We start from the raw sequence: 26,856 nt of genomic DNA on the forward strand, positions 1-26,856 counted from the left end.
TTTCGGCGCGGGCAACCGGATTGCCGGCCGGGCCACGCCTTCTATCTCACATGTAAGCGCCCGGCTCTGACGCGCCCTCGGCATCGACCGGATGAGCGGGCGGGCTCTTGCTGCGCCTCTCCATCGGGCGTGACAGCCCCGCCTTCCGCTTTCTTGGCGGCGCGCGAGCCGATACCGCCCGGTCGTCTGCCTGTCTTGTTCCGGAAAAGAAAAAGCGCCCCGAGAGGGCGCCTTGTCTGCGTCTGGACTTCCAGAACCGATTTGGAGCGGGCGATGAGATTCGAACTCACGACCCTAACCTTGGCAAGGTTATGCTCTACCCCTGAGCTACGCCCGCATCCTTTCGGTGGGAGCGATGTATTAATTCTACGGGGCGGCTGCAAGCGAAAATCGTACGCGGCTGGAAGTTTTTTTCGGGTCGCGTAAGGGGGCGTTCCTAAACCCCGGTGGGGATCCCGCGTCGCGCGGCATCGCCGAAAATCGACGGGCCGAGCGGATGGCGGCTGGATCACATGCAATTCCGAAGAATTCTTGTCAACCTTATGAAAATATGTCGGTTTCTGATCCGTGCCACGCATGGATTTACCAGTACAGGCTGGATTCACGGGGCGATTTACCCACGCGAAGCGGCGGCGCCTGCTTGGTGTTCAGACGCCGCAATCCCGGCGGGCGCAGCGGGCTCGCTCCACGCATCACGAACCGTCCACTCCGTGCGCCGGGGGCGGCTCAAAAGCGTGAGGCGCCTGCAATGATCCTGCCGGATGTGGTCGATCTGCTCCCGTGCGGCCTGCGCTGCCGGGTTTCGAGCCAGAGCCGGGCCGTAGGCTCGGCCGGTTCAGGATTGCGACCTTTGGCTGCGAAAGCGCGGCATCGTCAGACATGCCGCGTCGCGGTCGTGCAGCAGCGCGTCGAGGATCGCGGTTTCGAGCGTCACGCCCGGTTCCGGTGCCGCCGCACATCGGGGGAACGGGTCGTCGGTTTCGGGCGGCTGACGCCGAGTTTCCCCGGCATCTCCAGGCCCGCCTGTATACTCCGACGCCATCCGGCCGGATCGGAGCAGCCGGCAGACCGAACGGGCGCGATCCTCGACCAGGGCGAGCTGACGGTCGAGACGGTCGATGCCGATCCCGCGCGGCGACCGGGCGCCGGTCTCGTCTGCCATGAGCCAGGTCAGGGAGCCGCGCAGGTTGCCCAGCGTCAGGATCACATCCTCCACCAGCAAGGTTTCGAGCTGTTCCCGAATGTCGTCCATCAATGCCTCACCCCCGAAGTCGCGGGGATGAGACTAGAGCAGCACGTATTGACGGGTTCCTAACGGGAACCCGAGCGCGATCAGGCCTCGAACTCGACCAGCAGGTCCTTCGCCTCGATCTGGCTGCCCGGATGGACATGGACCGCCTTCACCACCGCGGCGCGGTCGGCGTGGATGCCGGTTTCCATCTTCATCGCCTCGAGCGTGAGAAGGAGGTCGCCGGCATTGACCTTCTGGCCCGCCGATACCGCGACCGAGGCGACCGAACCCGGCATCGGGGCGCCGATATGGTTCGGGTTGCCCTCCGCCGCCTTCGGTTTCGCCGCGGTCTTGGCTTTCACCGCCCGGTTCGGCACGCGGATCACGCGCGGCTGGCCGTTCAGTTCGAAGAAGACCTTGGCCTCGCCTTCCTCGTTGGTCTCGCCCACCGCCTGGAGCCGGATTTCCAGCGTCTTGCCGGGGTCGATCTCGGCCGAGATCTCCTCGCCCGGCTGCATGCCGTAGAAGAAGGTGCGGGTCGGCAGGGTTCGCACCGGCCCATAAAGCCGGTGACGGCCCATATAGTCGAGGAAGACCTTCGGATACATGAGGTAGCCGTTCAGGTCCTCGTCATCGACGGCGAAGCCCAGGAGCTCCTTCGTGACAGACGCGCGGGTCGCCTCTAAGTCGACGGGCTTGAGGTGCTTGCCCGGACGCTCGGTGTTCGGTTTCTCGTCCTTCAGCACCTTGCGGATGATGCTTTCGGGGAAGCCGCCCGGCGGCTGGCCGAGATTGCCGCGCATCATGTCGACGACCGAGTCGGGGAAGGCGACGTCGGTGGTCGCATCTTCCACCTGCTCGCGGGTGAGATTCTGCGCCACCATCATCAGCGCCATGTCGCCCACGACCTTGGAGGACGGCGTTACCTTGACGATGTCGCCGAACATCCGGTTGGCGTCGGCATAGGCCTGCGCCACCTCGTGCCAGCGCTCCTCGAGACCGAGCGAGCGGGCCTGCGCCTTGAGGTTGGTGAACTGGCCGCCCGGCATCTCGTGCAGATAGACTTCGGAGGCCGGCGCCTCGAGCCCCGACTCGAAGGCGGCATACTGGTGGCGCACGCCCTCCCAGTAGTTCGAGATCTGGCGGATCGCGCCGATATCGAGCCCGGTATCGCGCTCGGTATGGGCGAGCGCCTCCACGATCGAGCCGAGGCAGGGCTGCGAGGTGCCGCCCGAGAACGCGTCCATCGCGGCGTCGACCGCCGAGACGCCGGCATCGGCGGCGGCAAGGATCGTCGCCCCGGCGATGCCGCTCGTGTCATGGGTGTGGAAGTGGATCGGCAGGCCGACCTCGTCCTTCAGCGCCGTGAAGAGCACCCGCGCCGAGGCGGGCTTCAGGAGCCCCGCCATGTCCTTGAGGCCAAGGACATGGGCACCGGCGGCCTTCAGCTCCTTGCCCATCGCGACGTAGTACTTCAGGTCGTACTTCGCGCGGTCCGGGTTCAGGATGTCGCCGGTGTAGCAGATCGTGCCCTCGCAGATCTTGTTGTTCTCGACCACTGCGTCCATCGCGACGCGCATGTTCTCGACCCAGTTGAGGCTGTCGAAGACGCGGAAGACGTCGATCCCGGTCTTGGCGGCCTGGCGGACGAATTCCTGCACCACGTTGTCGGGGTAGTTGGTGTAGCCGACTCCGTTCGAGGCGCGCAGCAGCATCTGCGTCATCAGGTTCGGCATCGCCTTCCGGAGGTCACGGAGCCGCTGCCACGGGCATTCCTGCAAGAAGCGGTAGGCCACGTCGAAGGTGGCGCCGCCCCAGCATTCGACAGAGAAGAGCTCGGGCAGGTTCGCGGCATAGGCGGGTGCGACCTTGATCATGTCGATCGAGCGCATCCGGGTCGCCAGAAGCGACTGGTGCCCGTCGCGCATCGTGGTGTCGGTGAGCAGGAGCTTCTTCTGCGCCGCCATCCAGTCGGCCACTGCCTGCGGGCCCTTCTCCTCCAGGAGGTTGCGGGTGCCGGCGGCCGGGGCCGCCCGGAGCGCAGGCGGCTTCGGCGCGCGCACCTCGGCCGCCGGCTTCGGCCGGCCGGCGGTCTCGGGGTGCCCGTTCACGGTGATGTCGGCGATATAGGTCAGGATCTTCGTCGCTCGGTCGCGGCGCTTCTTGAAGTTGAAGAGGCCGGGCGTCGTGTCGATGAACTTCGTCGTATAGGTGTCGTTGAGGAAGGTCGGGTGCTTCAGGAGATTCTCGACGAAGGCGATGTTCGTCGAGACGCCGCGGATCCGGAACTCGCGCAGCGCGCGGTCCATCCGGGCGATCGCCTGCTCGGGTGTCGGCGCCCAGGCGGTGACCTTCACCAGAAGCGAGTCGTAGTAGCGGGTGATGACGCCGCCCGAATAGGCGGTGCCGCCGTCAAGCCGGATGCCCATGCCGGTCGCCGAGCGATAGGCGGTAATGCGGCCGTAGTCGGGGATGAAGTTATTCTGCGGATCCTCGGTCGTGACCCGGCACTGGAGCGCGTGGCCCTTAAGCTGGATGTCCTGCTGCCGCGACACGCCGGTCGCCTCGGCCAAGGTCCTGCCCTCGGCGATCTTGATCTGGGCCTGGACGATGTCGATGCCGGTCACCTCCTCGGTGACGGTGTGCTCGACCTGGACGCGGGGGTTTACCTCGATGAAGTAGAACTGGCCGGTGTCCATATCCATCAGGAACTCGACCGTGCCCGCGCATTCGTAGTTCACATGGGCGCAGATCTTGCGGCCAAGCTCGCAGATCTCGGTGCGCTGCGCCTCGGTGAGATAGGGCGCGGGCGCGCGCTCGACGACCTTCTGGTTGCGGCGCTGGACGGTGCAGTCGCGCTCGTAGAGGTGATAGATCGAGCCGTGCTGGTCGCCGAGGATCTGCACCTCGACGTGGCGCGCACGCAGGATCATCTTTTCAAGGTACCCCTCGCCGTTGCCGAAGGCGGCCTCGGCCTCGCGCCGGCCCTCACGGACCTTCTCGACGAGTTCCTCCGGCTTGGTAATCGGGCGCATGCCGCGTCCGCCGCCGCCCCAGGAGGCCTTGAGCATCAGGGGATAGCCGATCTCGGCCGCTTCCTTCTTGATCGCGTCGAAATCGTCGCCAAGAACCTCGGTCGCCGGGATGACCGGAACCCCGGCCGCGACAGCCACGCGCCGCGCGCTGGCCTTGTCGCCAAGCGCCCGCATCGTCTCGGCCTTCGGGCCGATGAAGGTGATGCCGTTTGCCGCACAGGCCTCGACGAATTCGGGATTCTCCGAGAGAAGCCCGTAGCCCGGATGGATCGCGTCCGCGCCGCATTCCTTGGCGACCCGGATGATCTCCGCGATCGACAGGTAGGCTTGGACCGGCCCCATGCCCTCGCCGATCCGGTAGGCCTCGTCCGCCTTGAAGCGGTGGAGGGAGAGTTTGTCTTCCTCGGCATAGACCGCGACCGTGCGCTTGCCGAGTTCGGTCGCCGCGCGCATGACGCGGATCGCGATTTCTCCACGGTTGGCAATTAGGATCTTGCGGAATTCGGTCATCGGTTCCCCTCCGGTGGCGCGCGCGAACAATAGGGGCGCTGCGGCGCGGCGCAATACCCCTCGCTGCCGGATCGTCAGATTCCGGTAACATTTCGTTCTCTCTATGGCCCGCGCCGAAACTATCTTATGTGATTGCGAAGCAAATAAGCCGAAAACGACTTTCATCGCCCTCGAAGACACCCGGCGAGATCGGCAAGCTGCCTTGCGCCGATCTGGCCCATGTTGGTGGCCATGTCTTGGGCCAGAATCTCCACCAGATGCGCCGGACCTGCCGCGCCGAGCGCGCCGAGCGCGTAATGCCAGGCGCGCCCCAGCATCACGAAATCCGCACCAAGCGCGAGCGCCCTGAGAATGTCGAGCCCGCCCTCGATGCCACTGTCGAAGATCACCGGCAGCGTGGTCGCGGCGCGGACCGCCGGCAGCACCTCGATCGTCGCAGGCGCGGCGTCGAACTGGCGGCCGGCGTGATTCGAGACCCAGATCGCGTCGGCGCCCTCGTCCTGAAGCCGCGCCGCGTCGTCGGCGTTGAGTACCCCCTTGACGATCAGCGGCCCCTCCCAGGCGTCGCGCAGCGCCTTCAGGTAGTCCCAGTCGGGCGAGATGCGCAGGAGATATCCGATATGCGCCGTGGAGGAGCGGACCCCGCGCTCATCGGAATAGTCTTCCATCAACCGCATCCGGGGCATTCCCAGTTGAACCGTGCCGGCTGCCCAGATCGGGCAACGTGCCACCTGCGCCAGCAGCCTCGGGGTGATTTTCGGCGGTTGCGTCAGACCGGATCGAACCTGACGTTCGCGCCGGCTCGTCACAGGCACGTCGACGGTCAGGATCAGCGCCGAATATCCCGCCGCTTTCACTCGTCTCAGGATGTCGGTGCGGGTCGCCGGGTCGCGCGGCGGGTAGAGCTGGAACCATCCGTGTTGACCGAGCGCCGAGGCGACGAATTCTGGCGTCTGGCTGGCGACCGTCGAAAGCGAATAGGGCAGCCCCGCCTTGCCCGCCGCCGCCGCGAGCAGGCGTTCGGCGTCGGGCCAGATCAGCCCGGACATGCCGACCGGGGCGATGCCGAAGGGCAGGGGGAAGTCGTGACCGAAGAGCCGCGCCGTCAGGTCCGGGTTGAACTCGCCATGCAGGATCGAGGGACGAAAGAGCACCGTGTCGAGCTCTGCCCGGTTGCGCCGCAGCGTCGCCTCGGTCCCGGTGCCGCTGTCGAGATATTCCCAGACGAAATGCGGGATCCGCCGCCGCGCGCGGGCCTTGAGGTCGGAAATCGCCGGGTAACGCTGGTGCAGGTCCATGCCGAACTACGCCGCGCCGCCCCTCCGCTTGTCCAGCGAAAGCTCTGGAACAGAGTGTGAACTCGTCTTTTATTCGCACCCCGTTGCCGCTAGATTGCGACCCATGAGCAGTTTCGACGACAGCGACGCCTTCGAGGGCGCTTCCCTCTCCGCCCGCGCCATGGCCGCGCGGCCCGCACCCTATCTCGACGGGCTGAACCCGGCGCAGCGGCAGGCGGTCGAGACGCTGGACGGTCCGGTCCTGATGCTGGCGGGCGCAGGGACGGGCAAGACCCGCGCCCTGACCGCACGGATCGCGCATCTTCTGGCGCGGGGGCAGGCCCGGACGAACGAGGTTCTGGCCGTGACCTTCACCAACAAGGCCGCGCGCGAGATGAAGGAGAGGGTCGGGCGGCTGATGGGCCAGACGGTGGAGGGGATGCCCTGGATGGGTACCTTTCACTCGATCTCGGTGAAGATCCTGCGGCGGCACGCCGAACTGGTAGGCCTCAAGTCCAACTTCACCATTCTCGACACCGATGACCAGATCCGGTTGATGAAGCAGATCATCGCCGCCGCCAATATCGACGAAAAGCGCTGGCCGGCGCGGCAATTGGCGGGGCTGATCGACAACTGGAAGAACCGCGCCTGGGGTCCGGAACAGGTTCCGTCGGCCGAGGCTTCGGCCTTCAACAATGTCGGCACCGAGCTTTACGCCGCCTATCAGGCGCGGCTTCTGACGCTGAATGCCTGCGATTTCGGCGACCTGCTGTTGCATGTCGTCACGATCTTCCAGAATCACCCGGATGTGCTGGAGCAGTATCAGCGCTGGTTCCGCTACATCCTGGTCGACGAATATCAGGACACCAACGTCGCCCAGTACCTCTGGCTGCGCCTGCTGGCCGCCAAGCACAAGAACATCTGCTGCGTCGGCGACGACGACCAGTCGATCTACGGCTGGCGCGGCGCCGAGGTCGGCAACATCCTGCGCTTCGAGAAGGATTTCCCGGGCGCGCAGGTGATCCGGCTGGAACAGAATTACCGCTCGACCGAGCATATCCTTGCCGCCGCCTCGGGGTTGATTTCGGCCAATGCCGGGCGTCTCGGCAAGACGCTCTGGACCGAGGCCGAGGGCGGCGAGAAGGTGCGGCTCATCGGCCATTGGGACGGCGAGGAAGAGGCGCGCTGGATCGGCGAGGAGGCGGAAGCCATCCAGCGCGGCACGCGCGGCATGGAGCCGCACAGCCTGGACGATCAGGCCATCCTCGTCCGCGCCTCCCACCAGATGCGCGCTTTCGAGGACCGGTTCCTGACCATCGGTCTGCCTTACCGCGTGATCGGCGGCCCGCGTTTCTACGAACGGCTCGAAATCCGCGACGCCATGGCCTATTTCCGCCTCGCCGTCTCGCCTGACGATGACCTCGCCTTCGAAAGGGTGGTCAACACGCCTAAACGCGGGCTTGGTGAGAAGGCGCAGCAAACGATCCAGCGCCAGGCGCGCGAGGATGGGGTGAGCCTTCTTGAGGGCGCGCGTTATGCGGTGACTTCAGGTCAAATCGGCGGCAAGGGTGGCGCGCAACTGCGTGCATTTGTCGAGAATATCGACCGCTGGCACCAGGCAATTAGCCAACGTCCAAGACCAGCTTTCAGCAGTGCAACCGATGCGCCCTCCATCATCCCCGGAAGCGACGAAGCTTGGACTGCTCTGGAGCCCGACGATTTTGTGGATTCGGACGACGGAGCAGTCTTGGAGGATGAATCCCTTGTCAATTTGGGCGGTTACAGCCCATTGAACCATGTGCGGCTGGCCGAGACGATCCTCGACGAAGCGGGCTATACGGCTATGTGGCAGAATGACAAGACGCCCGAGGCGCCGGGGCGGCTGGAGAACCTCAAGGAACTCGTGAAGGCGCTGGAAAGCTTCGACAATCTGCAAGGCTTCCTCGAACATGTCTCGCTGATCATGGACAACGACAGCGAGGATGCCGAGGAGAAGATCACGATCATGACCCTCCATGCCGCGAAGGGCCTCGAATTCCCCGTGGTCTTCCTGCCGGGATGGGAGGACGGGCTCTTCCCTTCGCAGCGCTCGATGGACGAGAGCGGGCTCAGGGGCCTCGAGGAGGAACGCCGCCTTGCCTATGTCGGCATCACCCGTGCCGAGGAGCTCTGCACGATCTCGTTCGCCGGCAACCGCCGGGTCTACGGCCAGTGGCAAAGCCAGCTCCCCTCGCGCTTCATCGACGAACTGCCCGCGAAGCATGTCGAGGTCCTGACCCCGCCCGGCCTCTACGGCGGCGGCTATGGCGCCGCCGGAATGACGGCTGGCATCGAGGACCGCGCCGCGCGCGCCGATGTCTACAACTCGCCGGGCTGGAAACGGCTCCAGGAGCGCAGCCAGACCCGCCCCGTCAGCCAGCCGCGCGAGGCGCGCAACGTGGTGATCGACCTCGACGCCGTCTCGGCCTTCACCGAGGGCGACCGCGTCTTCCACCAGAAATTCGGTTACGGCTTCGTCGAGGGCATAGAGGGCGACAAGCTCGAGGTCGCCTTCGACAAGGCCGGCACCAAGCATGTCGTGGCGAGCTTCATCGTCTCCGCGGATGCGGCCGACGACATCCCCTTCTGAACTTCTTCATTGCCGAAATACCCCCGCCGGAGGCGGTCCCGAGCCGGAGCGCGCCAGCGCGCAGGCGAGACGAAGAAAATGGCCCCGGCACGGGGCCGCCTCGGGATCATCTTCCGAAACGAAAAAGGCGGCGCCGGAAGGGCGCCGCCAGTCGCAACCACGGTCCCGAGGGAGAGGGAGGGACCGCTGCATTCCGGTGAAGACCGGCAGCACCCAGGGAGGAGGAGGGGTGCTGCCTATCTTCACGCCAGCGGCCCGAGGGAGGGTGGGCCGCCGATCAGGGTGAAGATGCGGCGGTGGCAGGGAGGAGGAGGCCACCGCCGCATTTCACGGCGCCGGATCCAGGGAGGAGGAGGGATCCGGCGCAACTCTTTGGGCCTGTCAGGCCCGATCGGACGCGGCGACTTCAGGGAGGAGGAAAGTCGCCGCGAAGCTCCGGGGCTCGGGGAGGAGGAGAGAGCCCGGGAAGCGAAACTTACTTGCCGTAGGCCGCCTCGAGCGCGATCGAGTCGATCGCCGAGCGGTGCAGGCCGAGATCGTGCAGCTCGCGGTCGGTGAGCGCGTGGAGCTCGTTCACGGTCTGGCGGTACATCTTGTAGCGCCGGTGGCTGTCGCGCAGGCCGGCGAAGAAGGCGGAGATGCGATCGGCAAGGCCGGTCTCGACGCCACGGATAACGGTTGCATGTGCCATTGTAGTGCCTCTTTCGGATCATTGGCGCCATCTGCGCCGCTGTTGGACCCTAGATGGACCTCATGCTGCGGATGCACAATCCCTGACGAAATCATTGCCGCCATGCAGCAATTGCATGGCACTTCACGGCGATTTTACCTGCCCTAGCGGCAACTTGTCCGAACCGGCCGCGCCGCCGGACTTTGGCACTTGTCCTTGCCGCCCCGGCCGTGAGATTGCTCCACGGATACGAAGGGGAACCCGATGAGCCTCAGCCGCGACACCGTCCTTGCCGCCCTCCGCCGCCTCACGCTGCCCGATGGCGGCGACCTCGTCTCGCGCGATCTGGTGCGTGCGCTCTCGATCGAGGGCGATGCCGTGCGGTTCGTGATCGAGGCTCCCGATCCCGAGATGGCGCGGCGGATGGAACCGCTGCGGCAGGCTGCCGAGGCCGCCGTGAAGGCGCTGCCCGGCGTCGGCGCGGTCTCTGTTGTGATGACGGCACATGGCCCGGCGCCAAAGGCGCCGCCGAGCCTCAAGATCGGCGGCCACCCGACGCCGCAGGCCGGCCCGGCGCGGATCGCCGGCGTCGACCGCATCCTCGCGGTGGGATCCGGCAAGGGCGGCGTCGGCAAGTCGACGGTGTCGTCGAACCTCGCAGTCGCGCTCGCGCGCCAGGGCCGCCGGGTCGGGCTCCTGGACGCCGACATCTACGGACCCTCGCAGCCGCGCATGATGGGGGTCTCGAAGCGCCCCGCCTCGCCCGACGGCAGGACCATCGTTCCGCTCAAGGCCCACGGCGTCACCTTCATGTCGATCGGCCTGATGCTGAAGGAGGACGAGGCCGTGGTCTGGCGCGGCCCGATGCTGATGGGCGCGCTGCAGCAGATGCTCGGCCAAGTCGCCTGGGGCGAGCTCGACGTGCTGATCGTCGACCTGCCGCCTGGCACCGGCGACGTGCAGCTCACGCTCTGCCAGAAGTCCCATGTCACCGGCGCGCTCATCGTCTCCACCCCGCAGGACGTGGCACTTCTCGACGCCCGCCGGGCGATCGACATGTTCGGCAAGCTCAAGACGCCGATCCTCGGCCTGATCGAGAACATGTCGACCTATGTCTGCCCCAATTGCGGGCATGAGGCGCATATCTTCGGCCATGGCGGCGTCGCGGCCGAGGCCGCGAAGCTTGGCGTCCCCTTCCTTGGCGAGATCCCCCTCAGCCTCGACGTGCGGCTCGCGGGCGACGGCGGCACGCCGATCGCTTCGGACGAGGGGCCGATCGCCGAGGCCTATGCCCGGCTCGCCCACCGGCTTGTTGCCGGCGGCATGGCCTGATCCGGGAAATCACGGGACCGGCCGAGTTCTGCCGGGATCTCATGGGAAATCGCGTTTCGGCTGGTGCCGAAAGCGAATCGTTCGCCGTGTAAAGCGACTGAATCCGCGAATTTCGACGGAATCTCGATGAGGCGTGCCGGCCGGGCCTGACCTAACGGAAGTTTCTTCGAAAAAAGCTGGGAATGCATGGGACGAGCTCAGGTTCCGATTCCATGTCGATATTTTGGGCGAATCTTATCTGAGAACCCAAAATATGCCAAAAATCAATCAAGTGATCTAATGATTGGGCCTGTCTTGAGTTGCGCCCGAATGCCAATAGTCACCTTAATGCGCAAGTTTTTTCTTGCTTCCCATGAATTCCCATGCCATCCCTATACATACCGATGAAGACGGGCTGACAGAGGGGCGGCAAGACCCCGAAGGCGAAAGTCAGGTTTCATACAGGCACCCGCTTTCATCGAACAAAGATCCGGCGCGCAAGCGAGCAGACATCCCCCCCAGGTGGCATGCGCAGCCGGACGAGCCCAGCAATGGGACCCGGAAACGGGACGAGGGCGGCGGATTGGGCAGTGGCAGCAGCCCAATCCGCCGTTGTCCGTTCAGGGCCCCGCGGGCGGATTGGCGGTGATTTCGGGGGGAGGGGACTGGTAAGGAGCGCGGGCCGTTGGCACGCAGGTTCAGAGGATCGGATACCTACAAGGTGGACGCGAAGGGCCGCGTCTCCATCCCTGCGCCGTTCCGCCGTGTCATCGAGGCCTCGGATCCCGACTGGAAGGAAGGCCTGCGCCCCAATATCGTGATCGTCTATGGTGACGCGGGTCAGGACTGGCTCGAAGTCTACACCATGAAGGCGATCGAAGAGATCGACGAACAGATCGAGGACATGCAGCGCGGCTCGCCGCAGCGGCTCTGGCTCGAGGAACTGATGCATGGCCAGTCGATCGAGGCGCAGATCGACGACGACGGCCGCCTCACCCTGCCGCAGAAGCTGCGCGAGAAGATCGGGCTCACCTCCGAGGCCTTCTTCATCTCGGCCGGCGACTATTTCAAGATCTGGAAGCCCGAGACCTATCAGGACAAGGCCGGCGCCCGCACCCGCAAGCTCGCCGCGCAGTACGACGATGACTTCGATCCCCGCAGCCTCCTTCCGACGCGGTCGAGGGGGTAGGGATGGCGGCCGCCAAGACACCGACACCCGCTTCCGCCCCCCATATCCCGGTTTTGCTGCGGCCGCTCCTTGAGGCGGTCGCGCCTGTCTCCGGCACCTGGGTCGACGGCACCTTCGGGGCGGGCGGCTACACGCGCGGTCTGCTTGAGGCCGGCGCCGACCTGGTGATCGGCATCGACCGCGACCCGAGCGTCTTTCGCATGGCCGCCGACTGGGCCGGCGCCTATGGCGGCCGTCTGAGGCTCGTCGAGGGTACGTTTTCCGATCTCGACGCGCTGGCGGGCGCGCCCGTGGACGGTGTCGTCCTCGATCTCGGCGTCTCCTCGATGCAGCTCGACCAGGCCGAGCGCGGCTTTTCCTTCCAGAAGGACGGCCCCCTCGACATGCGGATGGGCGACACCGGTCCGACGGCGGCGGACCTCGTGAACGAGGCGAGCGAGGCCGAGATCGCCGATATCCTCTTTCATTACGGCGAGGAGCGCGCCTCGCGCCGCATCGCCCGCGCCATCGTCGCCGCCCGGCCCTTCAGGACCACGCTGGACCTGGTGGCGGTGATCGAACGCTGCCTGCCGCGCGCCAAACCGGGCCAGAGCCATCCCGCCACCCGCAGCTTCCAGGCGATCCGGATCGCCGTGAACGACGAGTTCGGCCAGCTCGCCGAGGGGCTCGAGGCCGCCGAACGGGCGCTGAAGCCGGGTGGCCAGCTTGCCGTCGTGACCTTCCACTCGCTCGAGGACCGGATCGTCAAGCGCTTCTTCCAGCTCCGCTCCGGCGGCGAAGGGCAGGGCAGCCGCTATGCCCCCGCCCGTGAGCAGGTGCCGCCGGCCTTCACGCTCAAGACCCGCCGCGCGGTCGGTCCCGACGACGAGGAACTGGCCGCCAACCCCCGCGCCCGCTCGGCCAAGCTCCGGGTGGGCATCCGCACCGATGCCCCCGCCGGCCGCGCCGACCGCGCGGCGCTGGGCCTGCCGAAACCCGCGCTCGAAGGACGTCACTGATGCGCAGCCTGTTCCTGGTCATGACCGCTCTCGCCGTGATGGGGCTGGCCTTCTGGGCCTATCGCGAGAACTACCGCACCCAGGCGGAGCTTGCCGCCGTGCGCGACCTGCAACGCGAGATCGGCACTTTGAAGGAGTCGCTCGGGGTCCTGAATGCGGAATGGGCCTATCTCAACCGGCCCGACCGGCTGCGCGAACTGGCCGACATCAGCTTCCCGCGGCTCGGGCTCCTGCCGCTGGAGCCGCGCCAGTTCGGCGGGGTCGCGCAGATCGGCTATCCGGACTTCGACCTCAACGCGATCAGCGCCCCGGTCGACACGATCGCGCTCGGGGAGACCACCCCATGACCCGCATACCGCTCCGCCCGCTCGCCCGCATCCTCTCGGCCCGCGAGAAGGGCGAGAACCCCGACGCGATCGAGCGCGAGAACATCCGCCTGCGCCACGAGGCGATGCGCGACCGGGCGCGGCTTCGGGCGGAGGGGCGGCTCCTGATCCTCGGCGCGGCCTTTGTCGCGGCCTTCGTCACAGTGGGCGCCCAGATGGGGCTTCTTGCCGCGACCGAGCCGGTGGAGCCGCAGGCGACAGGGATGGGCGCGGCCATTGTCGCGCAGCGCGCCGACATCACCGACCGACAGGGCCGGATCCTCGCAACGAACCTCGTCACCCATTCGCTCTACGCCCAGCCGCCCCTGATGGTCGACCCGATCCGCGCCGCCGAGGAGCTCGCGCTGATTTTCCCCGATCTCGACGCCGCGCGGCTGAAGAAGGATTTTACCAGCAAGCGCAAGTTCCTCTGGGTAAAGAAGAAGATCTCGCCGGAGCAGATGCAGCTCGTGCACGAGATCGGCGATCCCGGCCTTCTCTTCGGTCCGCGCGAGATGCGGCTCTACCCGAACGGCGCGATCGCGGCCCATATCCTCGGCGGCGCAAGCTTCGGCCGCGAGGGCGTCCGCTCGGCAGAGGTCGTCGGCACCGCCGGCGTCGAGAAGACCTTCGACGGCTGGCTGCGCGACCCGGCCAATGGTGGCGCCCCCCTGCAGCTCTCGCTCGACCTGACGATCCAGTCGACCGTCGAGGACGTGCTTTACGGCGGCATGAAGCTGATGAACGCCAAGGGCGCGACCGCTATCCTGATGGACGTCAAGACCGGCGAGATCGTCGCGATGGCCTCTCTGCCCGATTTCGACCCGAATACCCGGCCGGCGCCCCTGACCAAGGGCGATCCCTCCGACAGCCCGCTTTTCAATCGCGCGGTGCAGGGGGTTTACGAGCTTGGCTCGACCTTCAAGATCTTCGCCGTGGCGCAGGCGCTCGACCTCGGGCTGGTGCGGCCCGAGACGATGGTCGAGACCAAGGGACCGATGTTCTGGGGCAAGTTCAAGATCCGCGATTTCCACAACTACGGGCCGCAACTGTCGGTCACCGACGTGATTGTGAAATCCTCCAACATCGGCACCGCCCATATCGCCCAGCTGATCGGCGGCGTGCGCCAGCAGGAGTTTCTGCAAAAACTCGGCATGTTCGACCCGACAACGGTCGAGCTGGTCGAGGCGCCGGGCGCCAAGCCGCTTCGCCCCGCGAAATGGCCCGAAATCACCACGCTCACCGTGTCCTATGGACACGGCGTCGCGGCGAGCCCCCTGCACCTCGCCGCCGCCTATGCCTCGCTCGCCAACGGCGGTACGCGGATCACGCCGACGCTCCTCAGGCGCGACAACGCCGAAACCGGGCCGCGGCTGATCTCCGAGGCGACCTCGACCCAGATCCGCGACATGTTGCGCCAGGTCGTGGTGCGCGGCACCGCGAGCTTCGGCGAGGTTCCGGGCTATGCCGTCGCCGGCAAGACCGGCACCGCTGACAAGCCCAAGCGGACCGGCGGCGGCTACTACAAGGACAAGGTGATCGCCACCTTCGCTTCCGTCTTCCCCGCGCATGATCCCAAGTATGTTCTCGTCGTCTCGCTCGACGAGCCGGTCGAAACCTCGGGCACCGAGCCGCGCCGCACCGCCGGCTGGACCGCCGTACCGGTCGCCGCCGAGATCATCCGCCGCGCCGCGCCGCTCCTCGGCCTCCGACCGGAGGTTGAACCTCTCGCCGATGCTGCTGTAACACTCGTGCGCAACTGAGGACGCGTATGTGGCGGGGGCTGGGCTCATGGCAGCGGAGACGAAATCGCTTGGCGAGCTGGGCCTGAGGGCACAGGGCGGGCGCGAGGCGCAGGTGACCGGCCTCTCGGTCGACAGCCGCCTCGTCAGGCCCGGCCATCTCTTTGCGGCCTTGCCCGGAACCAAGGTGCATGGCGCTGAATTCATTCAGTATGCGTTGCGGATGGAGGCGGCCGCGATCCTCACCGACCGCGAGGGCGCCGAGATCGCGAAGGCCGAGCTTGCGGCCTCCGATGCGGCTCTGATCATCGCCGAGGATCCGCGCCAGGCGCTGGCCTACACCGCAGCACTCTGGTTCGAACGCCAGCCCGAGGTGGTGGTCGCGGTGACGGGCACCTCCGGCAAGACCTCGGTCGCGACCTTCACCCGGCAGATCTGGCAGGCGCTTGGGCGGACTTCCGCCAATCTCGGCACGATGGGGATCCTTGGCGACTACACCGCGCCCCTGGCCCATACCACGCCCGAACCGATCACGCTGCACCGGGTCCTGCGTGACATGGCCGATGCCGGCGTGACCCATGCGGCGATGGAGGCCTCCTCGCACGGGCTCGACCAGGGGCGGCTTGACGGGGTGCGGCTGAGCGCGGCGGCGTTCACCAACTTCAGCCAGGACCACCTCGATTACCACGCCAATTTCGACGACTACTTCGCCGCCAAGGCCGGGCTCTTCGCGCGCGTCCTGCCGGAAGACGGCACCGCGGTGATCAATATCGACGAGCCGCGCGGGCGCGAGATGCTGGAGATCGCGCGGGGTCGCGGGCAGCGGCTGATCACCGTCGGCCGCAATCCGGCCGCCGACCTCTGCATCACCTCGCAGCGGTTCGACGCGACCGGGCAGGATCTGCGCTTCACCTACGACGCCAAGCCGCACCTCGTGCGGCTGGCGCTCATCGGCGGTTTCCAGGCCGACAACGTACTCGCCGCCGCCGGGCTCGTGATCGCGGCTGGCGAAGCGCCCGAAGCGGTCTTCGGCGCCCTTCACACGCTCGTCACCGTGCGTGGCCGGATGGAACTTGCCGCCAAGCGCGATAACGGCGCCACGGTCTTCGTCGACTATTCCCACAAGCCCGGCGCGCTCGCTTCCGCACTGCAATCCTTGCGCCCGCACGTGATGGGCCGGATCGTCGTCGTTTTCGGTGCTGGTGGCGACCGCGACCGGCTGAAGCGCCCGCTGATGGGCGAGGCCGCGGCCGAGTTCGCCGACGTGGTGATCGTCACCGACGACAACCCGCGCTCCGAGGATCCAGGCTCGATCCGCGCCGAGGTGATGCGGGGCTGCCCCGAGGCGACCGAGGTCGGCGACCGCGCCGAGGCGATCCTGCGCGGCGTCGACGCGCTGCAGCCGGGCGACGCGCTTCTGATCGCCGGCAAGGGGCACGAGACCGGGCAGATCGTCGGCCAGGATGTCTATCCGTTCGACGATGCCGAACAGGCCAGCGTCGCGGTGGCGGCACTCGACGGGAAGATCTGATGGCCGCGCTCTGGACCCACGTAAACGCCGCCACCGCCACTGGCGGCCGCGCCACCCGTCCGTTCGAGGCGACCGGGCTCTCGATCGACACCCGCAGCCTCGTGCCGGGCGACCTCTTCGTCGCGCTGAAGGACCAACGCGACGGTCACGATTTCGTCGCCGACGCGCTTCGGAAGGGCGCCGCTGCGGCGCTCGTCTCGCGCATTCCCGAAGGTTGCTCGGAGACCGACCCGTTGCTGGTGGTGCCCGACGTTTTGGACGCGCTCACGGCCCTTGGTGCGGCAGGACGGGCGCGCGCGAAGGCGAAGGTTATCGCGGTCACCGGCTCCGTCGGCAAGACCTCGACCAAGGAGATGCTGCGCGCGGTCCTCGCCGGGCAGGGCAAGGTCCATGCCGCCGAGGCGAGCTTCAACAACCATTGGGGCGTGCCGATCACGCTCGCCCGCCTGCCCGAGGACGCCGATTTCGCGGTTGTCGAAATCGGCATGAACCACCCCGGCGAGATCGCGCCACTCGCGCGGCTCGCGCGGCCGCATGTGGCGATGATCACCACCGTCGCGCCGGCCCATCTCGAGGCGTTCGAGAACATCGAGGGCATCGCCCGCGAGAAGGCGGCGATCTTTGAAGGCCTGGAGCCGGGCGGGATCGCCGTCATTCCTTCCGGGCTCTCCGTCACGCCGATCCTCGAGGCGGCGGCTGACAAGGCGGCGGCCCGCACGATCCGCTTCGGCGCTGAGGCCGGGGACGAGTACCGTTTGGCCGAGGCGACGCTCGCCGACGACACGACCATCGCCAGAGCGGTGCGCGGCGACGAGCCGTTCCTCTACAAGGTCCGCACCGCGGGCCGCCATTTCGCCGTCAACGCGCTCGGTGTCGTCGCGGTCGCCGAGGCCGTCGGCGCCGATCCGGCCGTGACGGTCTGCGACATCGGCCTCTGGCAGCCGCCCGCCGGGCGCGGTCAGCGAGAGCGCATCCATCTCGACATCGTCGATGCCGAGAAGGCGTTCGACCTGATCGACGATGCCTTCAACGCCAACCCGGCGTCGATGGCGGCCGCGCTCGACGTTCTCGCCGGCACGAACCCGCGCGACGGGGTGGGGCGTATCCATGCGGGCCGCCGCATCGCCATCCTCGGCGACATGCTGGAACTTGGCCCGACCGAGGCCGAACTGCACGCCGCGATCGCCACGCATCCGGCGATGGCGCGGCTCCACCTCGTCCATTGCGTCGGGCCACGGATGCGGGCGCTTTGGGAATGCCTTCCGGCGGCAAAGCGCGGCGAATGGCGCGAGACGGCGCCGGAGCTGGCGGGGCGGAGCCATGTCATTGCCGATGCCGGCGACGTGATCCTCGTCAAGGGATCGAAGGGATCGAAGGTCAGCCTGGTGGTTGACGCACTCAGGAAACTCGGGCAACCGGGCGCGGGCGAAGCGCGAGGGACAGACTAGATGTTTTACTGGCTATCCAGCCTTTCGGAGGGAGGGGACATGTTCAACCTCTTCCGCTACATCACATTCCGGGCGGGTGCCGCGTTCTTCACCGCGCTCGTCTTCGGCTTCCTCTTCGGCCGACCGCTGATCAACCTCCTGCGCCGCAAGCAGAAAAAGGGTCAGCCGATCCGCGACGACGGCCCGCAAAGCCATTTCTCCAAGGCCGGCACACCGACGATGGGCGGGCTCCTGATCCTCTCGGCGATCCTCGTCTCGACGCTGCTATGGGCGCGGCTCGACAATCCCTATATCTGGATCGTGCTGTTCGTGACCTACGGCTTCGGGCTGATCGGTTTCGCCGACGACTATGCAAAGGTCACCAAGCAGAGCGTCAAGGGCGTCTCGTCGCGGTCGCGATTCCTTCTCGGCCTTGCCATCGCCGCGGTCGCGGGTCTTGCGGCCTCGCTCTTCCACCCGCCGGCGCTGACCAATCAGCTCGCCTTTCCGGTCTTCAAGAACGCGCTGCTGTATCTTGGCTATTTCTTCATTCCCTTCGCAATGATCGTCATCGTCGGCGCGGCGAACGCGGTTAACCTGACCGACGGACTCGACGGGCTCGCCGTCATGCCGGTGATGATCGCGGCCGGGACGCTCGGCGTGATCGCCTATATCGTCGGCAACTACAATTTCACCGAATATCTCGGCGTTCATTTCGTTCCCGGCACCGGCGAGATCCTGATCTTCTGCGCTGCGCTGATCGGCGGGGGCCTGGGCTTTCTGTGGTACAACGCGCCGCCGGCGGCGGTCTTCATGGGCGACACCGGATCGCTCGCGCTCGGCGGCGCGCTCGGCGCCATCGCGGTCGCCACCAAGCACGAGATCGTGCTCGCGATCGTCGGCGGCCTCTTCGTGGTCGAGGCGCTGTCGGTGATCATCCAGGTCGCCTACTTCAAGCGCACCGGGCGGCGGGTCTTCCTGATGGCGCCGATCCACCACCATTTCGAGAAGAAGGGCTGGGCCGAACCGCAGATCGTGATCCGGTTCTGGATCATCTCGCTCATTCTCGCGCTGATCGGACTGGCGACGCTGAAGGTGCGCTGAAGCCGGGGCCTCAGGCCACGGCGATCGGTGCCTGCGTGATCCGCTTTCCGCCCAAGAGCTTGCGGACAAGGACCGCACCGCCGATGACGACGGCCGCGCCGAAAAGCGGCGACTGGTGCAACGCGAGGCCGAAATCCGGAGCGCCGAAGGCCGCGACGGCGACGCCGAAGCGCGAGATAGCAACCGCCTCGATCATCGCCCGCAGCGCAGGCAGAAGGACACTGGTGACCGTCGCGGCCGTGCCCACAAAGAGCGCGTAAAGCGCACCGGTGATGATCGGCAGCGGCAGGCCGTGGATTGCGACGTCGTAGCGCAGGAAACTCACCACGCCCGCCGCGAAGGCCATTACCGTTGCAAAGAGGATCAGCCGCCGCGCCTCGCGAAACCGTTGCGCGAGCTTTGCCTTGAGAGAGGACAGATCCGGCTTTCTCATGTGACTCGGATGACATGGAAATGAAGCCGCTTTGCGGCGGGGCGGCGCCCGAATTGTGACGCGGGCGGGGCGTCGTGGCGCGGCCGGGGAGCTTGCGGGCGGCGGGGGCAAAGGGCATTGTCCGGCCCGGACGAGCCAGGGGGGACGCATGATTCCGGTCAGGGGATATGAGGGCAGGAAGGTCGCCGTGCTCGGCCTCGGCCGGTCGGGGCTTACCGCCGCGCGGGCGCTTCTTGCCGGTGGCGCGGCACCCTGCCTCTGGGATGACAGCCCCGAGGCGCGCGCCAATGCCGAGGCGGCAGGCTTCGCGCTCACCGATCTCACCCGCGCCGATGCCTGGGACGATGTGGCGACGCTTGTCGTCTCGCCGGGCATCCCGCATCTTTACCCTGAGCCCAACAAGCTCATCGCCCGCGCGATGGCGGCCGGTGTGCCCGTCGACAACGATATCGGGCTCTTCTTCCGCTCCTGGTCGACGCCCGAGTGGGACGAGATGGAGCAGACGCCGAAGGTGGTCGCGGTGACCGGCTCGAACGGCAAGTCGACGACGACGGCACTCATCCACCACATCCTCAAGGTCGCCGGGCGGCCAACCCAGATGGCCGGCAATATCGGCCGCGGTGTCCTCGATATCGACCCCGCGACGGATGGCGAGGTCGTGGTGCTGGAACTCAGCTCCTACCAGACCGAGTTGGCCCGCGCGCTGACCCCGGATGTCGCGGTCTTCACCAACCTCTCGCCCGACCATCTCGACCGCCACGGCGGCCACGGCGGCTATTTCGCCGCCAAGCGCCGGCTCTTTGCCGAGGGCGGGCCGGACCGGGCGGTGATCGGGGTGGACGAGGTCGAGGGACGTTTCCTCGCCAACCAGCTCGCGCAGGGGCCGGGCGACGACCGGGTGATCCGGATCTCGTCGGGCACCAAGCTCGAGGGGCCGGGCTGGTCGGTCTTCGCCCGCAAGGGCTTCCTCGCCGAATGGCGCAAGGGCCGCCAGGTGGCGGCGATCGACCTGCGCGAGGTCAAGGGCCTGCCGGGCGCCCACAACCACCAGAACGCCTGCGCCGCCTATGCCGCCACCCGCACGCTCGGCCTCGCCCCGAAGTTCATCGAACAGGCGCTCCGTTCCTTCGAGGGGCTGCCGCACCGAAGCCAGCTTGTCGGCGAGCGGGGCGGGGTGCGCTTCGTCAACGACAGCAAGGCGACGAACGTCGACAGCGCCGCGAAGGCGCTGCAGGCCTTCCCGAAGATCCGCTGGATTGCCGGGGGCCTCGGCAAGGACGGCGGCATTTCCGCGCTGAAACCGCATCTGGGCTCGGTCGTGAAGGCCTATCTCATCGGACATTCGGCGCGCGACTTCGCGCTCGAGCTTGGCGAAACGCCGCACGAGATCTGTGAGACGATGGACCGCGCGGTGGCCCGCGCCGCTGAGGAAGCGGAGGTGGGCGAGACCGTGCTTCTCGCGCCTGCTGCCGCCTCCTTCGACCAGTATCCGAACTTCGAGAAGCGCGGCGAGGATTTCGCGGCGCGAGTCAAGGCGCTGATCGGCGCCTGAGGGGGAGCCATGCATGGCCGCTGCACCTGTGGAAAGGTCCGATATCGGCTGACCGACCGGCCGCTCTTCATCCATGCCTGCCACTGCACCTGGTGCCAGCGTGAAACCGGTGGGCCGCATGCCGTCAACGCGATGATCGAGAGCGACCGGGTCGTGCTCCTGGAAGGGGCTCCGGTCGAGGTGATCACGCCGTCGAATTCCGGAAAGGGCCAGACCGTCCTGCGCTGCCCCGACTGCCATGTCGCGCTCTGGTCGCATTACGGAGGCGAGCGCCGGGTTTCCTTCGTGCGGGTCGGGACGCTGGAGGATCCCGCCGCCTGCCCGCCCGACATCCACATCTTCACCTCGACGAAGATGCCCTGGTACGCCCTTCCCGAGGGGGTACCGGCGGTGCCCGAATATTATGACTGGAAAGAGCGCTGGCCAGAAACGGCGCAGGCACGCCGGCGCGCGTTGCTGGCCCGATAGCCGGCAAGGCGGCGGCGCGCACATCGTGCCGAGACAGCCAATCTTTCCTAGCGTCCCCGCGCCATCCGCGCTAGAATCCCCGCCAGACCCGGCGAACGGGCGAGTACGAGGCAGTTAAGGCGGTATCCCATGACTGAGATGGTCTATGGCTCCATGCCCGCGCGGGCTGGGGAGCCGGTTCTTCCGCGCTGGTGGCGCACCATCGACAAATGGTCGCTCTCGGGCGTGATGATCCTGTTCGGGATCGGCCTTCTCCTCGGTCTTGCCGCCTCGGTGCCGCTCGCGGAAAAGAACGGGCTCGACCCGTTCTACTACGTCTCCCGGCAGGCGTTCTTCGGCTTCATGGCGCTCGCCGCGATGATGTTCACCTCGATGCTGTCGCCGGACGTGGTGCGGCGGCTCGGCGTGATCGGCTTCCTCGGCGCCTTGGTGGCGCTCATGCTGCTGCCGGTGTTCGGCACCGACTTCGGCAAGGGCGCGGTGCGCTGGTATTCGCTCGGCTTTGCGAGCTTCCAGCCGTCCGAGTTTCTCAAGCCCGGCTTCGTGATCATGGCCGCCTGGCTGATGGCGGCGGCGCAGGAGATCAACGGCCCGCCGGGGCGGTTCTATTCGTTCGTCCTGACGCTGATCATCGTGACGTTCCTCGCACTGCAGCCGGATTTCGGTCAGGCTTGCCTCGTGCTCTTCGCTTGGGGCGTGATGTATTTCGTCGCCGGCGCGTCCTTCATGCTGCTGACCGTGATCGGTGGGCTCGTCGTCGCGGGCGGCGTCGTCGCCTATGACGCGTCCGAGCATTTCGCCCGCCGCATCGACGGGTTCCTCTCGGCCGAGATCGACCCCCGGACCCAGATCGGCTATGCCACGAACGCGATCCAGGAGGGCGGCTTCTTCGGCGTCGGCGTCGGAGAGGGCACTGTGAAGTGGTCGCTGCCCGACGCCCATACCGATTTCATCATCGCAGTTGCAGCCGAGGAATACGGGCTCGTCCTCGTCCTCGTCGTTATCGCGCTTTACGCCGCGATCACGGCGCGTTCGCTCTTCCGGCTGATGCGGGAACGCGATCCCTTCATCCGGCTTGCCGGGACCGGGCTCGCCTGCGCCTTCGGAGTGCAGGCGCTGATCAACATGGGCGTTGCGGTGCGGCTCCTGCCAGCAAAGGGCATGACGCTGCCGTTCGTGAGCTACGGCGGATCGTCGGTGATCGCGAGCGGGATCGCGCTCGGCATGCTCCTCGCCTTCACCCGGTCGCGGCCGCAGGGCCGGATCGAGGACTACCTGATCAAGCGGGGCCGCTGATGCCGCCGCCCCTTCTCCTGATCGCCGCCGGTGGGACCGGCGGCCACATGTTTCCTGCCCAGGCTCTCGCCGAGGAGATGGTCGCGCGCGGCTGGCGGGTGAAGCTTTCGACCGATGCGCGCGGCGCGCGCTATGCCGGCGGTTTCCCGAAGGCGGTGACGGTCGAGGAGGTCGCCTCGGCCACCTTCGCGCGGGGCGGGGCGCTGGCGAAGCTCGCGGTGCCGTTCCGGATTGGCGCGGGCATCCTCGGGGCCTACCTCGCGCTGCGGCGTGACCGGCCGGCCGTTGTCGTCGGCTTCGGCGGCTATCCGTCGATCCCGGCGCTCGCGGCGGCGGTGCTTCTCCGGCTGCCGCGCATGGTGCACGAGCAGAACGGCGTGCTCGGCCGGGTCAACCGGATCTTCGCGGCGCGCCGCTGGGTGCGGACGGTAGCCTGCGGCACCTGGCCGACCGACGTGCCGGACGGGGTTGCGGCGGTCCACACCGGCAATCCGGCCCGCGCCGCCGTGCTGGAACGCGCCGGGGCGCCCTATATCCCGCCGGGCGACTACCCGATGAGCCTTCTCGTGATCGGCGGCAGTCAGGGCGCGCGGATCCTGTCGGATGTTGTACCGGCCGCGCTGGCGGCACTTCCCGAAGGATTGCGGGCGCACCTCCGGGTGGCGCATCAAGCCCGGCCCGAGGATGTCGAGCGGGTCGAGGCCGCCTATGCCGGGGCCGGGATCGGGGCCGAGGTCGCACCCTTCTTCGCCGACGTGCCGCGCCGGCTGTCCGAGGCGCAACTGGTGATCTCGCGCTCCGGCGCCTCGTCGGTCGCCGATATCGCGGTGATCGGCCGCCCGGCGATCCTCGTGCCCTTCGCGGCGGCGGCGGGCGACCACCAGACCGCGAACGCGCATGGCATGGTCGAGGCCGAGGCGGCGATCCTCATCCCGGAATCACGGCTTGACGCGGCCACGCTGGCAGGGCATGTCGCCGCGATCCTGGAAAACCCCGATGCCGCGAGGCGCATGGCTCACGCCGCGCTCGATTACGGCATCCCCGACGCCACCGGCCGTCTCGTCGAGATGGTCGAGGCCCTGACAGCGAAAGAGACGACATGAACGCCGCCACCAAACTGCCCGGCGAACTCGGGCCCATCCACTTCGTCGGCATCGGCGGCATCGGCATGTCGGGGATCGCCGAGGTGCTGATCACCTTGGGCTATCCGGTGCAGGGTTCCGACGCGAAGGCCTCGAAGATCACCGAGCGGCTGGAGCGGCTGGGGGCCACCTTCTTCGAGGGCCAGCGGGCCGAGAACATTGGCGAGGCGGCGGTCGTGGTGATCTCCTCGGCGATCAAGAAGGGCAACCCCGAGCTTGAGGAGGCGCGCAAGCGGGGCCTGCCGGTCGTGCGGCGGGCCGAGATGCTGGCGGAGCTGATGCGGCTCCGCTCCAACGTCGCGATCGCTGGGACACATGGCAAGACCACGACGACGACGATGGTGGCGACGCTGCTCGACAAGGGCGGCTTCGACCCCACGGTGATCAACGGTGGCATCATCCACGCCTATGGCTCGAACGCCCGCGCCGGAGCCGGCGAGTGGATGGTGGTTGAGGCCGACGAGAGCGACGGCTCCTTCAACCGCCTGCCGGCGACGATCGCCATCGTCACCAACATCGACCCCGAGCATATGGAGCACTGGGGCGACTTCGACCGGCTGCGCCAGGGCTTTTACGATTTCGTCTCGAACATCCCGTTCTACGGCGTCGCGGTCTGCTGCACCGACCATCCCGAAGTGCAGGCGCTGGTGGGCCGGGTAACCGATCGGCGCATCGTCACCTTCGGCTTCAACGCCCAGGCCGATGTGCGGGCAGTCAACCTGACCTACGAGGCAGGCGTCGCGCATTTCGACGTCGCACTTCAGGGCGAGGGTTCCGACGAGGACGGCAACCCCTCGGTCATCGAGGGCTGCACGCTGCCGATGCCGGGCGACCACAACGTCTCGAACGCGCTGGCCGCGGTCGCGGTGGCGCGCCATCTCGGCATGAAGAAGGACGAGATCCGCGACGCGCTCGCGGCCTTCGGCGGCGTCAACCGCCGCTTCACCAAGGTCGGCGAGGTGCTGGGCGGGGTGACGATCATCGACGATTACGGCCACCACCCGGTGGAGATCGCCGCGGTTCTCAAGGCCGCGCGGCAGGCCACGAAGGGCCGCGTCATCGCCGTCCATCAGCCGCACCGCTACTCGCGCCTGTCCTCGCTCTTCGACGATTTCTGCACCTGTTTCAACGAGGCTGACGTCGTCGCCATCGCCGAGGTCTATGCCGCCGGCGAGGATCCGATCCCCGGCGCGAGCCGCGACGACCTCGTGGCCGGGCTCATCGCCCACGGCCACCGCCATGCCCGCGCGATCCTCAGCGAAGAAGACCTGGAGCGGCTGGTGCGCGAACAGGCACGCCCCGGCGACATGGTGGTCTGCCTTGGCGCGGGAACGATCTCGGCCTGGGCGAACGCGCTTCCGGCGCGGCTCAAGGGCTAAGGCGGTGTGCGTGCGCCGGAACGTTTCCCGGTCCGAGGAGAGGCCATGAGCCTCGCGGTTCCACTCGCCTGCCTGTGGGTTCTGGTCGCGACCGGCGTGGCCTTCCTGCCGATGCGGTACCAGATCCTTCCGGGGCTCCTGCTGCTCGTCGCGGCGGCGACTCTGGTCGTCTGGCTGGCGGCCGACACTTCTCCCTGGATCGCGGTCGCGGCACTGGTCGCAGTCGTCTCTATGTTCCGCAAACCCTTGCGTTATCTTCTCAAAAGGATCATGGAGAGGGTGGCACCTGACGGGGAAGGGAGGGAGCCGTGAATACATCTTTGCTTCTCGCCGCCCTCTGGGCGATCGTCGCGACTGTGGTCGCGCTCATTCCGTCGCGAGACCGCCACTGGCGCGCAGCCTATGTGCTGATCACAGTCGGGATCCCAATCGTCGGCTGGGTGACCTACCAGAACGGACCCTGGGTCGGGCTGATCGTGCTCGGGGCAGGGACGTCGATCCTGCGCTGGCCGCTGATCCACCTCTGGCGCTGGCTGAGGCGCAAGACCGTGAATTGAGGCGCGCCGAAGGGCCGGGGCTTGCGGTGCGCGGCCGGGCGTTCTAGCACGGCTGCCATGACACATGACCTGCCCCCCGTGCGCGGCACGCTCACGCCGAACCGGCTCTTGGCCGACCTCACCTGGCTGCGCGTCGGCGGGCCGGCGGACTGGCTGTTCCAGCCTGCCGATGCCGCGGATCTCTCCGCCTTTCTCGCGGCACTCGATCCCGAGGTTCCGGTCTTTCCGATGGGGGTCGGCTCCAACCTCATCGTGCGCGACGGCGGTATCCGCGGCGTGGTGATCCGGCTCGGCCGTGGATTTTCCGAGATTTCGGTCGAGGACGGGCTGGTGCGGGCGGGGGCGGCCGCACTCGACGCCCATGTCGCGCGGAAGGCGGCGGAGGCGGGCATCGACCTGACCTTCCTCAGGACCATCCCCGGCGCCATCGGCGGCGCGGTCCGGATGAACGCCGGCTGCTATGGCTCCTACGTCGCCGACCATTTCGTGGAGGCGACCGCGATCCTGCGCGACGGCAGTACCACCCGGCTTTCCGCCGAGGCGATGGGTTTCGGTTACCGCCATTCGGACCTGCCCGAGGGCGCGGTGATCACCGGGGCGGTGTTCCGGGGCGCGCGCGCCGAACCCGAGGCACTCGCCGCGAAGATGGAGGAGCAGCTCGCACGTCGCGACGCGACCCAGCCGGTCAAGGACCGCTCAGCAGGCTCGACCTTCCGCAACCCGGCCGGGTTTTCCTCGACCGGGCGCGCCGATGACGTGCACGACCTCAAGGCCTGGAAGCTGATCGACGAGGCCGGGCTCCGGGGCGCGCGGCGCGGCGGCGCGCAGATGAGCGAGAAGCACCCGAACTTCCTCATCAACGCAGGCGGCGCGACGGCAGCCGATCTCGAGGGGCTGGGCGAGGAAGTCAGAAAAAGGGTTTTCCAAATCAGCGGTTTGACGTTACAGTGGGAAATCATGCGTATAGGTGACGTCCGGCCTGATACGGACGCGTGACCAACGAAGAAAGC

The 26,856-nt window shown here is 67.3% G+C and carries 22 protein-coding genes and 1 tRNA gene; 17 read left to right on the plus strand and 6 right to left on the minus strand.

Features of this window, described 5'->3' with window-relative positions; genetic code table 11:
* Positions 1 to 262: 262 nt before the first annotated feature.
* The 4 genes from OEZ60_RS16515 to OEZ60_RS16530 all read right to left on the minus strand — a co-directional run bounded on the left by OEZ60_RS16515 (position 263) and on the right by OEZ60_RS16530 (position 6,074).
* A tRNA-Gly gene (locus OEZ60_RS16515) sits at positions 263 to 337 on the minus strand.
* Between the two features lie 498 nt (positions 338 to 835).
* Positions 836 to 1,252 (minus strand): hypothetical protein, encoded by a 417-nt coding sequence (locus OEZ60_RS16520; RefSeq protein WP_263338522.1) that lies wholly within the window; start codon positions 1,250 to 1,252, stop codon positions 836 to 838.
* 80 nt (positions 1,253 to 1,332) lie between these two features.
* Positions 1,333 to 4,776, minus strand: coding sequence for a pyruvate carboxylase (locus OEZ60_RS16525; protein WP_263338524.1), 3,444 nt, complete (start codon positions 4,774 to 4,776; stop codon positions 1,333 to 1,335).
* A 161-nt stretch (positions 4,777 to 4,937) separates the two neighbouring features.
* A complete protein-coding gene (locus OEZ60_RS16530) occupies positions 4,938 to 6,074 on the minus strand; it encodes an alpha-hydroxy acid oxidase (protein ID WP_263338526.1) in 1,137 nt (378 codons plus the stop codon).
* A 103-nt stretch (positions 6,075 to 6,177) separates the two neighbouring features.
* Here OEZ60_RS16530 and OEZ60_RS16535 point away from each other — a divergent pair, with 103 nt between their 5' ends.
* The gene (locus OEZ60_RS16535; protein WP_263338530.1) at positions 6,178 to 8,682 is read left to right on the plus strand and encodes an ATP-dependent helicase; all 2,505 of its coding nucleotides are present in this window, start codon (positions 6,178 to 6,180) and stop codon (positions 8,680 to 8,682) included.
* Between the two features lie 475 nt (positions 8,683 to 9,157).
* Here OEZ60_RS16535 and OEZ60_RS16540 read toward each other — a convergent pair whose 3' ends face one another.
* Complete coding sequence (locus tag OEZ60_RS16540) at positions 9,158 to 9,373, minus strand: DUF1127 domain-containing protein (RefSeq protein WP_263338532.1); 216 nt, start codon at positions 9,371 to 9,373, stop codon at positions 9,158 to 9,160.
* Between the two features lie 243 nt (positions 9,374 to 9,616).
* Here OEZ60_RS16540 and OEZ60_RS16545 point away from each other — a divergent pair, with 243 nt between their 5' ends.
* From OEZ60_RS16545 to mraY, 8 genes are all read left to right on the plus strand, one after another.
* The gene (locus tag OEZ60_RS16545; protein WP_263338535.1) at positions 9,617 to 10,684 is read left to right on the plus strand and encodes an Mrp/NBP35 family ATP-binding protein; all 1,068 of its coding nucleotides are present in this window, start codon (positions 9,617 to 9,619) and stop codon (positions 10,682 to 10,684) included.
* 664 nt (positions 10,685 to 11,348) lie between these two features.
* Positions 11,349 to 11,852 carry a division/cell wall cluster transcriptional repressor MraZ gene (mraZ, locus tag OEZ60_RS16550; RefSeq protein WP_263338538.1) on the plus strand — a complete coding sequence of 168 codons (504 nt, stop codon included), beginning with the start codon at positions 11,349 to 11,351 and terminating at the stop codon, positions 11,850 to 11,852.
* A gap of 2 nt (positions 11,853 to 11,854) precedes the next feature.
* Positions 11,855 to 12,850, plus strand: a complete 996-nt coding sequence (rsmH, locus tag OEZ60_RS16555; protein WP_263338541.1) for a 16S rRNA (cytosine(1402)-N(4))-methyltransferase RsmH — start codon at positions 11,855 to 11,857, stop codon at positions 12,848 to 12,850.
* Positions 12,850 to 13,197 carry a cell division protein FtsL gene (gene ftsL / locus OEZ60_RS16560; RefSeq protein ID WP_263338543.1) on the plus strand — a complete coding sequence of 116 codons (348 nt, stop codon included), beginning with the start codon at positions 12,850 to 12,852 and terminating at the stop codon, positions 13,195 to 13,197. The genes rsmH and ftsL overlap by 1 nt, the downstream gene beginning before the upstream one ends.
* Positions 13,194 to 14,978: a peptidoglycan D,D-transpeptidase FtsI family protein gene (locus OEZ60_RS16565; protein ID WP_263338546.1), complete on the plus strand. Its 1,785-nt coding sequence runs from the start codon at positions 13,194 to 13,196 to the stop codon at positions 14,976 to 14,978. Before ftsL ends, OEZ60_RS16565 begins: the two co-directional genes overlap by 4 nt.
* Before the next feature lie 28 nt (positions 14,979 to 15,006).
* Positions 15,007 to 16,488, plus strand: a complete 1,482-nt coding sequence (locus OEZ60_RS16570; RefSeq protein WP_263338549.1) for a UDP-N-acetylmuramoyl-L-alanyl-D-glutamate--2,6-diaminopimelate ligase — start codon at positions 15,007 to 15,009, stop codon at positions 16,486 to 16,488.
* Positions 16,488 to 17,936 carry a UDP-N-acetylmuramoyl-tripeptide--D-alanyl-D-alanine ligase gene (locus OEZ60_RS16575; protein WP_263338552.1) on the plus strand — a complete coding sequence of 483 codons (1,449 nt, stop codon included), beginning with the start codon at positions 16,488 to 16,490 and terminating at the stop codon, positions 17,934 to 17,936. Before OEZ60_RS16570 ends, OEZ60_RS16575 begins: the two co-directional genes overlap by 1 nt.
* Positions 17,937 to 19,019: a phospho-N-acetylmuramoyl-pentapeptide-transferase gene (gene mraY, locus OEZ60_RS16580; protein WP_263338555.1), complete on the plus strand. Its 1,083-nt coding sequence runs from the start codon at positions 17,937 to 17,939 to the stop codon at positions 19,017 to 19,019.
* Between the two features lie 10 nt (positions 19,020 to 19,029).
* On the opposite strand, the gene OEZ60_RS16585 is transcribed toward mraY, so the two are convergent.
* On the minus strand, positions 19,030 to 19,452 hold the full coding sequence (locus tag OEZ60_RS16585) for a hypothetical protein (protein WP_263338558.1): 423 nt from the start codon (positions 19,450 to 19,452) through the stop codon (positions 19,030 to 19,032).
* A 148-nt stretch (positions 19,453 to 19,600) separates the two neighbouring features.
* Between OEZ60_RS16585 and murD the strand changes: the two genes are divergently transcribed.
* The 8 genes from murD (at position 19,601) to murB (ending at position 26,842) form a co-directional block, all read left to right on the plus strand.
* Positions 19,601 to 21,004, plus strand: coding sequence for a UDP-N-acetylmuramoyl-L-alanine--D-glutamate ligase (murD, locus tag OEZ60_RS16590; RefSeq protein WP_263338560.1), 1,404 nt, complete (start codon positions 19,601 to 19,603; stop codon positions 21,002 to 21,004).
* 9 nt (positions 21,005 to 21,013) lie between these two features.
* A complete protein-coding gene (locus OEZ60_RS16595) occupies positions 21,014 to 21,472 on the plus strand; it encodes a GFA family protein (RefSeq protein WP_263338563.1) in 459 nt (152 codons plus the stop codon).
* Positions 21,473 to 21,601: 129 nt separating this feature from the next.
* Complete coding sequence (locus OEZ60_RS16600; protein ID WP_263338566.1) at positions 21,602 to 22,768, plus strand: peptidoglycan glycosyltransferase FtsW; 1,167 nt, start codon at positions 21,602 to 21,604, stop codon at positions 22,766 to 22,768.
* Positions 22,768 to 23,871 carry a UDP-N-acetylglucosamine--N-acetylmuramyl-(pentapeptide) pyrophosphoryl-undecaprenol N-acetylglucosamine transferase gene (locus OEZ60_RS16605; RefSeq protein ID WP_263338569.1) on the plus strand — a complete coding sequence of 368 codons (1,104 nt, stop codon included), beginning with the start codon at positions 22,768 to 22,770 and terminating at the stop codon, positions 23,869 to 23,871. The genes OEZ60_RS16600 and OEZ60_RS16605 overlap by 1 nt, the downstream gene beginning before the upstream one ends.
* Positions 23,868 to 25,289, plus strand: coding sequence for a UDP-N-acetylmuramate--L-alanine ligase (gene murC, locus OEZ60_RS16610; protein ID WP_263338571.1), 1,422 nt, complete (start codon positions 23,868 to 23,870; stop codon positions 25,287 to 25,289). Before OEZ60_RS16605 ends, murC begins: the two co-directional genes overlap by 4 nt.
* 45 nt (positions 25,290 to 25,334) lie before the next feature.
* Positions 25,335 to 25,601, plus strand: coding sequence for a DUF2484 family protein (locus OEZ60_RS16615; RefSeq protein ID WP_263338572.1), 267 nt, complete (start codon positions 25,335 to 25,337; stop codon positions 25,599 to 25,601).
* Entirely contained in the window at positions 25,598 to 25,846 is a 249-nt protein-coding gene (locus tag OEZ60_RS16620; protein WP_263338574.1) for a DUF2484 family protein, read from the plus strand. Before OEZ60_RS16615 ends, OEZ60_RS16620 begins: the two co-directional genes overlap by 4 nt.
* A 57-nt stretch (positions 25,847 to 25,903) precedes the next feature.
* Positions 25,904 to 26,842 (plus strand): UDP-N-acetylmuramate dehydrogenase, encoded by a 939-nt coding sequence (gene murB, locus OEZ60_RS16625; protein ID WP_263338576.1) that lies wholly within the window; start codon positions 25,904 to 25,906, stop codon positions 26,840 to 26,842.
* The last annotated feature ends 14 nt before the right edge of the window (positions 26,843 to 26,856 follow it).

It is taken from the genome of Albidovulum salinarum (assembly GCF_025673475.1).
GTDB lineage: Bacteria > Pseudomonadota > Alphaproteobacteria > Rhodobacterales > Rhodobacteraceae > Albidovulum > Albidovulum salinarum.